Source organism: Clostridium ragsdalei P11, from assembly GCF_001675165.1.
GTDB lineage: Bacteria > Bacillota > Clostridia > Clostridiales > Clostridiaceae > Clostridium_B > Clostridium_B ragsdalei.
Window position 1 is genome coordinate 16,854 of the sequence record NZ_LROS01000006.1, and the last position, 12,495, is coordinate 29,348.

Annotated in this window: 8 protein-coding genes; 3 read left to right on the top strand and 5 right to left on the bottom strand. The window is 33.3% G+C overall.

Translation table 11 applies throughout. The features are described from left to right. Window positions 1-123: 123 nt before the first annotated feature. Complete coding sequence (locus tag CLRAG_RS20370) at window positions 124-282, bottom strand: hypothetical protein (RefSeq protein ID WP_154104924.1); 159 nt, start codon at window positions 280-282, stop codon at window positions 124-126. Window positions 283-355: 73 nt separating this feature from the next. On the opposite strand from CLRAG_RS20370, the gene CLRAG_RS02860 reads away from it, so the two are divergent. After that, on the top strand, window positions 356-1,993 hold the full coding sequence (locus CLRAG_RS02860) for a recombinase family protein (protein ID WP_083985519.1): 1,638 nt from the start codon (window positions 356-358) through the stop codon (window positions 1,991-1,993). Here CLRAG_RS02860 and CLRAG_RS02865 read toward each other — a convergent pair. Together CLRAG_RS02865 and CLRAG_RS02870 are read right to left on the bottom strand one after the other, a co-directional pair. Beyond that, complete coding sequence (locus tag CLRAG_RS02865) at window positions 1,980-2,261, bottom strand: ABC transporter substrate-binding protein (RefSeq protein ID WP_065076988.1); 282 nt, start codon at window positions 2,259-2,261, stop codon at window positions 1,980-1,982. The genes CLRAG_RS02860 and CLRAG_RS02865 overlap by 14 nt on opposite strands. Before the next feature lie 372 nt (window positions 2,262-2,633). Then, window positions 2,634-6,929, bottom strand: a complete 4,296-nt coding sequence (locus CLRAG_RS02870) for a 2-hydroxyacyl-CoA dehydratase (protein WP_065076989.1) — start codon at window positions 6,927-6,929, stop codon at window positions 2,634-2,636. Between the two features lie 457 nt (window positions 6,930-7,386). Here CLRAG_RS02870 and CLRAG_RS02875 point away from each other — a divergent pair, with 457 nt between their 5' ends. After that, window positions 7,387-8,145 carry an ABC transporter ATP-binding protein gene (locus CLRAG_RS02875; RefSeq protein ID WP_065076990.1) on the top strand — a complete coding sequence of 253 codons (759 nt, stop codon included), beginning with the start codon at window positions 7,387-7,389 and terminating at the stop codon, window positions 8,143-8,145. Then, window positions 8,145-8,948 carry an ABC transporter permease gene (locus tag CLRAG_RS02880; RefSeq protein WP_065076991.1) on the top strand — a complete coding sequence of 268 codons (804 nt, stop codon included), beginning with the start codon at window positions 8,145-8,147 and terminating at the stop codon, window positions 8,946-8,948. The genes CLRAG_RS02875 and CLRAG_RS02880 overlap by 1 nt, the downstream gene beginning before the upstream one ends. A 266-nt stretch (window positions 8,949-9,214) precedes the next feature. On the opposite strand, the gene CLRAG_RS02885 is transcribed toward CLRAG_RS02880, so the two are convergent. Both CLRAG_RS02885 and CLRAG_RS02890 read right to left on the bottom strand, forming a co-directional pair. Next, complete coding sequence (locus tag CLRAG_RS02885) at window positions 9,215-10,195, bottom strand: serine hydrolase domain-containing protein (protein ID WP_065076992.1); 981 nt, start codon at window positions 10,193-10,195, stop codon at window positions 9,215-9,217. Then, on the bottom strand, window positions 10,186-12,480 hold the full coding sequence (locus CLRAG_RS02890; protein WP_065076993.1) for an excinuclease ABC subunit UvrA: 2,295 nt from the start codon (window positions 12,478-12,480) through the stop codon (window positions 10,186-10,188). The genes CLRAG_RS02885 and CLRAG_RS02890 overlap by 10 nt, the downstream gene beginning before the upstream one ends. Between the last annotated feature and the right edge of the window lie 15 nt (window positions 12,481-12,495).

The following is a 12,495-nucleotide window of genomic DNA, read 5'->3' on the forward strand; positions in this document are numbered from 1 at the left end:
TTATGTATTTCATGTATATTGTATATATCATATATATACAATATAGCAATATGTACTCTCTGTCAATAGTAAACTAAAAAAATTTCCTACTGAAGTTGTAACTGAAGTAGGAATTTTTTATACTTAAATATTTTCTTCTTCAAGCATTCGCATAAGTTCATTTAAATCATGAAAATTTAATATACCTTTAAGATAATCCAGCACTATCTTAGCTTCAACAGCTTTTAATTTTTCCACAGCCTCTTCTGTTTTTGGATAATTAACTATAACTTTTATGGTCATAACCATACCCCTTTTAGCATTTTTATCATAATATGAGATTAATTTTAAAAGGTGATTAATATTATATAAATAGATGGGGGTGATAATCATAATAAGGGCTGCCATATATTCAAGGAAATCAAAATTCACAGACAAAGGTGAATCCATAGGAAACCAGGTAGATATGTGCCAGGAATATTTAAACCGGATGTATGATAATATTAAAGAAATAAAGATATATGAAGATGAAGGCTTTAGTGGTTCTAATGTTAAAAGACCTCAATTTCAAAAATTAATGGCAGATATAAAAAAGAAAAAATTTACACACTTAATATGCTACAGACTTGATAGAATATCAAGAAATGTAGCTGATTTTGCAGGTACTCTTGAAATTCTAAATAAATGCAATGTATCTTTCATTTCCATTAAGGAACAATTTGACACATCTTCCGCCATGGGCAGAGCCATGATGAACATAGCTGCAGTATTTGCTCAACTAGAAAGAGAAACTATAGCAGAAAGAGTACGGGATAATATGCTGGAACTTGCTAAAACAGGTAGATGGCTCGGAGGTACTCCACCTCTTGGATTTGAATCTGAACCTATAAAATATGCAAATTCTAATGGTAAAGGGAAAAAAATGTTTAAGTTAAGCAATGTATCAGCTGAAATAAATCTGGTAAAATTCATTTATAAACTATACTTGAGTAAAAAAAATTTTAGTTCCACTGCAAGTTATCTTTGTAAAAATGAGTACAAAGGTAAAAACGGTGGAGAATTTTCCCGGGGCACTGTACAACAAATAATACTAAATCCTGTATACTGTACAGCAGATGAAAGAATATTTAACTGGTTTAAAAGTAAAGGAGCTATAACTTGTGGAATCCCTGACGGAAAGCACGGACTTATGGTATATAATAAAAAAGCAGGAGGCAAAAAAGAAAACTCTATAGATAAATGGATTGTATCTGTGGGAAAACATGAGTCCGTTGTGAGTTCTGATATATGGGTAAAGTGTCACGATATACTAGAGGAAAGTAAGCAAAAATCTTCTCCTCGCTATGGTACTGGCAGAAAATTTTTGCTTTCAGGGATGATTATTTGTGGTGAATGCGGCTCAGGCATGTCCTCCTGGTCTCATTACAATAAAAAGAAAGATTTCTTAGAACGCTATTACCGATGCAATTTAAAAAATAGAGCCAGCAGCAGATGCAAAAATAAAATGCTAAATGCCTATAAGGCAGAAGAATACGTAGAAAAATATTTTTTGCATTTGGATATATCTGCACTTTTACGTATTTATAAATCAGATCCGTCAAATAAGGTGAACAAATATAAGTGTTCCAAACAAATACTTATATTTAAAAAAAAGATTGATGCTAATAACAAAATTCTTAAAGGTTTGATTAGAAAATTCTCCCTTCTGGATGACAATATAGATATTTTGCAAATAATAAAAAAAGAAATGTCTGATATAAAAAAAGAAAATGAGGATTTGGAAAATAAAATAACTAAATTATCAACTTCTACAAATTCAACTGTATGTTCTGAAAAATTTTTAAATTCAATAAAAGATCAGCTTTTGGATTTTAAAAAGTTCTTTGCTTCAATGGATATTGATAGTAAAAAATTGCTTTTAAATTCTTTAATAAAAAATATAGTTTGGTATGGTAAAGACGAAATTTTACAAATAAATCTTATTGGATGTGATAATAATATTAAGAAGACGTAATCTCACAGCTTGCGTCTTCTTGTGTTTTTGATATGGCAGCTTCTGCACCCTGACCTGTTGTTAGATCTATATTTATCCCCTGCTCTTTAAACATTCCCTTATTTATTGCCACATACATAGGCGCATAAAATACAGACCTCGCTACCTCATTCAATTTTACTGTAACTAATGCCTTGCTATCTTTTTTGCCACCGCATCCCGTAAAAATAGTAACTATAAATATAAAGGAGAGTAAAATACAACTTATGCAAAACTTCTTTCTAGTCATAAAATCCTCCAAAAACATTAATATTTATATTATTAATATGAAGGATACTACAATTATGTTAAAATGTTTAGAAATTCTATCATCTCTATAGAATTTCTAAACAAAAAATCAACTCATACCTCAGACAATTCAAAAGTTCTAAGTTTTTACGAATTTTTTTCTAAGACTTATATGCAAAATATTTAAAAGAGCTTCATTATTGTAAAAATATGCTTGCTTATAAGTTGATTTTTAAGTTAGAAAACCCATAATTTTATAGAATGTTTAATTTTACACTTATGGAGTTTTCTAATTGAAATTTAAACTTATACACAAAATGAAATTTGTCATTTCATGATTTGTATAAGGTAACTTTCAAGCTAGAACCCTATATTATTTAGTTCCACTTTGTACGAGCACTGCTTTAGGCACTAATTTCTCTTTCCGTTTCTGAGTAGGAGCTTCGTTTTCCATAGATTTAAATGCCACAGATAGCATAAGTTTTAATCTATTTAACTGATTTACTTCACTTGCTCCTGGATCATAGTCTATAGCAGCAATATTACTTCCCTTGTATCTTCTCTTTAATTCCTTTATCATTCCCTTACCTGTTACATGATTAGGCAGACATGCAAAAGGCTGCATACATACGATATTTTTTGTTCCACTTCTTATAAGTTCTATCATCTCAGCAGTCAAGAACCAACCTTCACCTGTTTGATTTCCTATAGAAAGCACTTTAGAAGCATACTTTGCCAGTTCTTCAATGTCTGATGGAGGAGTGAACCTTTTACTATTTTCAAGGGCTTTTCGCATATGCCTTCTAAAATATTCAATACATTTAATTGCCCATTTATTTATGATATTGTCCTTGTAACTTCCCGCCAAATATTTATATTTGAATTCAGCATCATAAGCACAATACAAAAGAAAATCTGTCAAGTCCGGAACTACTGCTTCCGCACCTTCCTTTTCCAAAACATCTACAATATTGTTATTAGCTGTAGGATGGAACTTAACTAATATCTCCCCTACTACTCCAACTTTAGGCTTTTTAACTTTATTTAATTCAAGATTGTCGAAGTCTTCTACTATGCTGTATATATTTTTTTTAAATTCACTGTGACTTCCACTTTTAACACTTTCCTTACACTTATCAACCCATTTTCTATAAAGGGTATTTGCAGACCCCGGTATCTTTTCATAAGGCCTTACTTTGTACAACACTCTCATAAACAAGTCTCCATATAAAAGTGCAATCATAGCCTTATTTACAAGTCCAATGGTAATTTTAAATCCTGGATTTTTTTCTAATCCCACTGTGTTTAGGGATATTACAGGTATATTTTCCATACCAGCTTCTCTAAGTGCTTTTCTTAAGAAACCTATATAGTTCGTAGCCCTACATCCTCCCCCTGTTTGAGAAATTATTAAAGAAGTATTATTTAAGTCATATTTTCCAGATTTTAATGCCTCTATCATTTGTCCCACTACTATTATGGAAGGATAACAAGCATCGTTATTTACATATTTAAGTCCCTCATCTACTGCTTTCTTATCTACAGAAGGTAACACCTCCAGGTTATATCCAGATGCTTTAAAAGCTTCCTGCAGAAATTGAAAATGTATAGGTGACATCTGAGGACACAATATAGTATGCTTTTTCCTCATTTCTTCAGTAAACAGTACTTTTTTATAATCAGTTCCAACTTTATGAGGTTTAAAACCAGATTTATCTCTCTCTTCAATAGCTGCCTTAAGAGAACGCATTCTTATTTTAACAGCCCCCAAATTACTACCCTCATCAATTTTAAGTACTGTATATATCTTTCCGTATTTATTTAATATTTCCTGAGTTTGATCTGTAGTTACTGCATCTAATCCACAGCCAAAGGAATTTAATTGTACAAGCTCTATATTGTCCTGTTTAGCTACAAAACTTGCTGCAGCATATAATCTAGAATGATATACCCACTGATCTACTACCCTTAAAGGTCTTTCTACTACTCCAAGGTGTGCCACAGAATCCTCAGTAAGTACTGCCATACCGTAAGATGTTATTATATTAGGTATACCATGATTTATTTCCGGATCAATATGATAAGGTCTTCCTGCAAGTACTATGCCCTTTTTACCTGTATCTTTAAGATATTTTATTACTTCTTCACCTTTTGATCTTATATCATTTTTTACCTTTCTACTCTCTTCAAAAGCTTTTGCCACTGCAGAGGATATTTCCTTTTGAGGTATATTAAACTCTTTAAGTTCTTCTCCAAGTCTCTCTGCGAGCTTGGGTTCGTTATTCAAAGACAAGAATGGATTTTTGAAATTAATATCTTTTTCCTTTAGTATATCCATATTGTTTTTTATAACTTCAGGATAAGATGTTACTATAGGACAGTTATAGTTATTATCTGCATTTTCTTGTTCTTTTTTCTCATAAGGTATACATGGATAGAATATAAAATTTACTCCTCTATTTATAAGGTCCATTATATGTCCGTGGACCATCTTTCCAGGATAGCAAACTGACTCAGAAGGTATTGTTTCTATTCCAAGTTCGTAAATTCTCTTTGATGAACGGGAAGATATTTCTACTCTAAATCCCAGATCAGTGAAAAATGTAAACCAAAATGGATAATTTTCGTATAAATTTAACACTCGAGGTATCCCTACTATCCCTCTTTTTGCCTCGCTCTTTTTAAGAGGAATGTAATTAAATATTCTTTTATACTTATAGGCAAAAACATCAGGCACATCTTGACTTTTACGTTCTAATCCTGCACCTCTTTCACACCTGTTTCCAGATATAAATTCTTTTCCATCGGAAAATTTATTTACAGTTAAAAGACAGTTGTTAGCACACTTTCCGCATCTTCTCATAGATACTTCTGATGTAAAATTGCCTAGCTCATTTTCACTTAAAAGTGTACTTTCACACCCAGCCTGATGTCTTTCCTTTGCAATAATTGCAGATCCAAAAGCTCCCATAAGCCCTGCTATATCAGGTCTTACTACTTCCCTGTCAGATATGATTTCAAAGGCTCTAAGTACAGCATCGTTATAAAAAGTTCCCCCTTGTACTATTACCTTTTCTCCAAATTCTTTTGAATTTCTCATCTTTATTACTTTAAATAAAGCATTCTTTATAATTGAATAAGAAAGTCCTGCAGATATATCTCCTACTGAAGCTCCTTCTTTTTGAGCTTGTTTAACTCTCGAATTCATAAATACAGTACACCTGGAACCCAAATCCACAGGTTTTTGGGAAGTTTCTGCAGCTTTTGCAAAGTCTTCTACACTCATATTAAGTGATTTAGCAAAAGTCTCTAAGAAAGATCCACATCCAGATGAGCAGGCTTCATTTAAAATTACGCTGTCAATTACCTTGTCCTTAACCTTCAAACATTTCATATCCTGTCCACCAATATCCAGTATAAAATCTACTCCAGGCTGGAAAAATTCTGCTGCCTTATAGTGGGCAATAGTTTCAACTTCGCCTATATCTACATGCAGTGCTGCTTTTATAAGATTTTCTCCATAACCTGTAACTGCTGAGCTTACTATATGTGCACCTTCAGGCATCTTTTTGTATAGATCCTTTAATATTCTTACAGACGACTTTAAAGGGCTGCCTTCATTACCCTTATAGAAAGAATAAAGTAAATTTCCTTCTTCATCTATAAGTGCCGCCTTAGTTGTAGTTGAGCCTGCATCTATTCCAAGATAACAGTTTCCTCTAAATGTATTCAAGTTCGCTCTTTTTACCACACTGGTACTGTGTCTTTTCTTAAACTCATTTAATTCATTCTCATCTTTAAATAATGGCCTTATAGTTTGTATTTCATCTGCTGAAGAATTGCTTAAATTAGGAAGCCTGTCTACTAAATCTTCAGCAGAAATAACTTTTCCATTTTTAGAAGAAATAGCTGCTCCAAGTGCTACAAACAATTGAGGATTCTCAGGAAAAATCACCTGCCTATCCGTAAGCTTTAAAGTTTCTATAAATCTTTTTCTAAGTTCTGATAAAAAATACAGTGGCCCACCTAGGAATGCCACATTACCTTTTATAACTTTTCCGCAAGCAAGTCCACTTATTGTCTGATTTACAACTGATTGAAATACAGATACTGCAATATCTTCTTTTGCAGCTCCCTCATTTAAAAGAGGTTGTATATCAGTTTTGGCAAATACACCACACCTTGCTGCTATAGGATAAATCACTTTGTAATTTTTAGCTAATTCATTTAGTCCCTGCGCATCTGTTTGAAGAAGAGATGCCATTTGGTCTATAAATGCACCAGTTCCACCTGCACAAGTTCCATTCATTCTTTGATCAATTCCACCATCAAAAAAGGTTATCTTGGCATCTTCACCACCTAATTCTATTGCCACATCCGTCTCCGGTATAAATTGTTCTATAGTATTAGTGCAAGCTACTACTTCTTGAATAAACGGTATGTCAAGCCACTTAGATACAGATAACCCACCTGAACCCGTAACCATTACAGTGATATTTGAATCCTTTAATTTTTCATAGGCATCTTTAATAACTTTAGCTATAGTACTTTTTATATCAGAAAAATGTCTTTGGTATTTATGATATACTATACTATCTTTAATATCTGATATAACTATTTTTACTGTAGTTGAACCTACATCAAGACCTACATGAAATAAATTTTTCATAAGCAATCACCTTTTAATAAAATAATAATTTGAAATAGTACATTGATATTGTAATATATTTTCACCTAACAATAAACAGGAAATAATAGCTTTTATCCATATGCTTTATAGCATGTGCCATCACAACCCATATTTAGAAAATAATTCTACGAATATGCCGCATAGTTACAATACAATTTGGATTTAAACTGTGTTTAAACCTAATTCAGTAATTATATTATAACACATGTTACCCCTTAATTAATTTTAAGTTTAAAATACTACCATAATATAAATTAATATGTGAGTATTTTCATAGTTATGTGTTGAATTTTGTGCTGTTATCGTCTTTTCGTCAGGAACAATAAATTACGAGCCTTCATATAATAAATCATAGTTTGTAATAAGACATTTGAAAGAAAATGCCTAAGCCTAATAAATGCCAATTAATAACTGTAAACTGGCGGGAGATGATATTTTGAGTAAATTAACAGTAAAAGATGTATTTATGAACTACCATTCACTTAAAGGATTTACTAAAGCCTTGACTGATATAAACTTTTCCGTAGAAGAAGGAGAATTTTTAAGCATAGTAGGTCCATCAGGCTGTGGAAAAACTACACTTTTAAATATAATAGCAGGTCTTATAAAGCCTTCTTGTGGTGAAATATTTATAGACAATGAACCCTTAGCTTCTGCTTCTTCAAAACTTGGATATATGTTTCAAAGAGATCACCTATTTGAATGGTCCAGCGTGTGGAACAATATAACTCTTGGTATAAGAATACAACATAAATCACCAGACTTATACAAAGACAAGTTAAATTCCTTACTTAAAAATTATGGTCTTATGGACTTTGTAAATTATTATCCAGACGAATTATCAGGGGGAATGCGTCAAAAGGTTGCCTTAATAAGAACTCTTGCCTTAAATCCTGAAGTTCTACTTTTAGATGAGCCTTTCTCAGCACTGGATTATCAGACTAGATTAAATATAAGCGATGAAATATTTAAAATATTGAAGAGGGAAAGAAAAACAGTCATAATGGTAACCCACGATATATCAGAGGCTATATCTATGTCAAATAGAATAGTAGTACTTTCAAAAAGGCCTGCTAAAATTAAAAAAATATTTGATATAACTTTCAGTGAATCTTATAATTCTCCTTTAAAATGCAGGGAAGATCCAGAATTTAGAATCTACTTTAACAGCATATGGAAGGAGTTGAATTATTAATGTTGGATTACAACAAGGAACACCAAATATATATAAATAATATAGTAACTAGAAAGAAGAAAGTTATATTAAGCAGATTTATAATTTTAATAGCTTTTTTTGCATTATGGGAAATAGCAGGCGACCTTGGATGGATAGATCCTTTTCTAACCAGTACACCCTCTAGAATGTGGAAAAACCTTATAAAGCTCTATGCAGAAGGAACTCTATTTAGACATATTGGCATAACTTGTTATGAAACCATACTGGGATTTTTACTTAGCACAGTTCTTGGAACTATAATTGCCATACTTCTCTGGTGGTCTGACTTCATTTCAGATGTACTTGACCCTTATATAGTTGTATTAAATGCACTTCCTAAAATTGCCTTAGCACCTATAATAATATTTTGGGCAGGAAATGGTATGTCAACTATCATTGTAATCACCATATTAATTTCAGTAATTGTAACCATAATAAATGTATTTCATGGATTTAAAATTGTAGATAGAGATAAAATCAGGCTTCTAAAGACCTTTGGAGCTTCAAAACTTCAAGTTCTCATTTACCTTATAATACCTTCTTCAGTACCTACTTTAATATCTGCTTTAAAAATAAATGTAGGCCTGTCCTGGGTTGGCGTAATAATGGGAGAATTCCTAGTAGCAAAAGAAGGCCTTGGTTTCTTAATCATATACGGAGGTCAGATATCACAGTTAGATACAGTAATGGTCAGCATAATCATACTTTCAATTTTAGCTTACCTAATGTACAGAGCAGTAGAACTTGCAGAGAAAAAGCTGACAAAAATAATGCTTCATTAAATTGCAGGATTGTAAAAAATTAATAGTTAAGAATGAAGAATTAATAGTTAATGTGGATTTTTTTCCGTTATACTGCAAAAAATCTTTGATTAAGTTTTTCACCACTCGTTTCGCTAAAGCGGAACATTGCTGATTTATATAAATTTAAAGATTTTTTGCGACAGCTAAAAATCATCTTTCATTATTAATTCTTCATTATTAATTCTTAACTTGTGAAACTTTGCTTCGCAACGTTTTTATAACCTTCAATCCATTATTGCCATGGTTTATGCAAAATTCTCAAACATTGGTTCAATATACCCTTTAATAAATTTTAATCTATCTTTAGCACGTGGTATAAAAAGAGAAGCAATAGCTACTATCATTTTTTTCTTCGTATTGACATAAATCACATTTCCACCATCGCCCATAGCTGCATAAGCATGTTCTTTGTCATCAATAATCCACCACAGATAGCCATACGACAGCTTCCACTGCTTACATATGCTATGTTCCTTTGTACTCTCATTTATCCAATCTGACGAAATAATTTGTTTACCCTTCCATATTCCCTTATCTAAATATAATTGACCTACCTTTGCCATATCCGTGGTAGTCAGATTAAGACCCCATCCTGCTGTATTTACTCCAGCCCTGTCAGCAACCCATCCTCTAACATTTTTTTCTTTATACCAGTCAAGTTGTTCCTTCTTATTATGAAAGACTATATTGCCTTCCACATGAATATCCAGTGGTAAAAATAAATATTTTGCTGCAAAATCAAGTACAGATTGTCCAGTTGTTTTTGCAAGAATACCAGACAAAATATCTGGGCCTATGAGAGGAGTGTATCTAAATTCTCCTATTTTTCCTTTGCCTCCTAATAAATCAAGTGCACTATTTACCCAGTTATCGCTTGCAAAATATTCTGTGTAGGGTTCTGACTTATATTTATACGGAGCTGTCATTGTAAGCATATCCTTAAGTGTAACATTCTGTATCGTCTTTTCTCCTCTTTTAACTGTATAATCGGGAAAAAAATCCAGTATTTTTTGGTTAATACTTTTGATATATTCTCTATCTATGGCAATGCCAATCAATATAGAAACAATACTTTTGGTAACTGAAAAAACATGGAAAGTACTAGCAGCATTACATTCGTTAAAGTAGTTTTCATATAGTATTTTACTATTTTTTAACACTATCATTCCTCCAATATTGTTATAGCTGCTATTTATTATCTTTTCCATTTTCGTCTTCAAGAGCATATAAGATACCTCCCTGTCTTGGAATTTGGATTAGCTGTAAGCTGTTCTGGTGTTCCTTTCGCAATTATCTCGCCACCCATATCTCCACCTTCTGGACCAAGTTCAATAATATAATCACAGTTTTTTAATACATCTATATTGTGTTCAATGATAATCACTGAATTTCCATTCGTAACTAGATGATCTAATAGTTTTAGCAACAATGCCGTATCATACATGCTAAGCCCGGTTGTTGGTTCATCCAGTACATAAAGCATATTTCCCCCCCGTTGCTTCCCCAGTTCTTTGGCAAGTTTGACTCTCTGCGCCTCACCACCACTTAATGAAGAAGTTGGCTGACCAAGTGTTAAATATCCCATGCCCATATGATCTAAGATATGCAGCGGTTTTGCAATGTTGCTTTGATCTGCAAAGAAAAAAACAGCTTCTATAATACTCATCTCTAACACATCCGTAATGGTTTTTTCTTTATATTTCACCAAAAGACTCTCTTCCTGAAATCGCTTGCCGTGACACGTAGGACAGAGCTTATCAACAGAAAAATTTGAGGTCAAAAATATTCTTTCATATCCACTCCCTCCGCAGTCCGGACATGCCCCTTTGGAATGAAACGAAAAATATCCAGCATTCATGTTTCTTATTTTTGCTTCCGGTTGTTTTGCAAAAAGCTCGCGGATTTTATCCCAGATTCCTATATAGGAGGCAGGTGTAGAAATGGCACTTTTTCCAATAGGCTCCTGCGATATCTTGGCAAAACTGCTTATCCGTTCTACCCCAGTTATACCAGATGCATGACCATATTTTCTGGCACTAGTAATGCGTTTTAATAAAGTGTCTTCTATCAAAGAACTCTTTCCACTCCCAGATAGCCCTGCAATTCCAACCATAACATGAAGTGGAAATGCTACTGTAAGGTCCTTTAAGCAATGAATATTAGCATGTTTTAGGATTATACAGTCTTTCTTATCAAATGTATCTGTTCTACTCTCACATTGTGGCATATCACATTTGTGAGAAAGATACTTGCTAAGCAGTGTATCTGCTTTTACATAGTCTTTATAGTCCCCCTGGTAGACTACTGTTCCACCTTCTATACCTGCTTTCGGACCAATTTCTATTATATGATCAGCCTGACTAATCATCTCTTTATCATGCTCCACCACAATCACTGTATTACCAAGATCTCTTAATTCCTTTATCGCTTCAATCATGCTTTGCTTCTCAGATGGATGTAATCCTGCCATTGGTTCATCAAAGACATAAATCAGTGAATCTAGTTTTGACTCCAGGTGAAGATGAAGAAAGATGCGCTGCACCTCTCCACCACTTAAGGATGACATCTCACGATAAAGAGTTAGATGTCCCAAGCGAAACTTAATCAGCTGATTTAATTTCCGCCTCACATTTTTTATTGCATTCTTACTAAACTGGGAAAGTTCTTCTCCAGGTATTCCATTTAGATAATCAAGGAGACCTTCCAGTGTCATCTGTGCCAGTTCACCAATCCGCTTTCCATGAAAAAAGACTTTTCTCGCATCATCGCCTACCCTTTCACCATGGCAATCTGGGCAGATAATTTTCACATAAACTTCCTCCACATCCTCACCTTTTTCATAAGCATTTCTTAGTATCCGTTCTAAGCAGTAGCTTTGCTTCCCATTATCATACGTTCCATAAACCACTTCGTCTTGAATATCTTCTGGAAGCTGCCAAAATGAGGTATCAAAATACATACCGTATTTCTTCTTTAAAATCCGTAAGAAACCACTGGTTACCTTAAGACTATCATAAACCTCTAATAACGTTGTTGTTTTATCTGGAACTAACTGCTTAAGATTGATATCATAATAAGAACCTCTTCCTTTACAGCTAATACACATTCCATCAGCCGTTGTATAAAGAAATAAACTTGGAGATAGATGTTCCATATGCTCATCCAAAATTTTTCCATCACTGGCATAGATAAGAGCCAGCTGATTTAGAATTCCAGTCTTTGTGCCCACTGTAGAACGTGGATTACTCTGCCTTATGGTGTTCTGGTGTACCGCCACCGTTGGACCAATTCCCTCAATCGTATCGAACCGATCCTCGTTATCAAGTCCAGCCATAATGCCAATCGACCGTAGATACTGGTTCTTACCTTCTTCAAACAAAATATCAAATGCAAGACTGGATTTTCCAGAACCACTGATGCCTGTAATGACTACCAGTTCATGCTTAGGAATCGTTAAATCAATATTTTTTAGATTATGAATTCGTGCTCCATGAATGTTGATTTGTTCCATATACTCACCCCAAAT

What these genes read in the sequence shown, in the direction of transcription:
- CLRAG_RS02880 (WP_065076991.1), top strand. Translation starts at nt 8,145, where the DNA reads ATGTTGGATTACAACAAGGAACACCAAATATATATAAATAATATAGTA.
- CLRAG_RS02860 (WP_083985519.1), top strand. Translation starts at nt 356, where the DNA reads ATGGGGGTGATAATCATAATAAGGGCTGCCATATATTCAAGGAAATCA.
- CLRAG_RS02890 (WP_065076993.1), bottom strand. Translation starts at nt 12,480, where the DNA reads ATGGAACAAATCAACATTCATGGAGCACGAATTCATAATCTAAAAAAT.
- CLRAG_RS02865 (WP_065076988.1), bottom strand. Translation starts at nt 2,261, where the DNA reads ATGACTAGAAAGAAGTTTTGCATAAGTTGTATTTTACTCTCCTTTATA.
- CLRAG_RS02870 (WP_065076989.1), bottom strand. Translation starts at nt 6,929, where the DNA reads ATGAAAAATTTATTTCATGTAGGTCTTGATGTAGGTTCAACTACAGTA.
- CLRAG_RS20370 (WP_154104924.1), bottom strand. Translation starts at nt 282, where the DNA reads ATGACCATAAAAGTTATAGTTAATTATCCAAAAACAGAAGAGGCTGTG.
- CLRAG_RS02885 (WP_065076992.1), bottom strand. Translation starts at nt 10,195, where the DNA reads ATGCTCTTGAAGACGAAAATGGAAAAGATAATAAATAGCAGCTATAAC.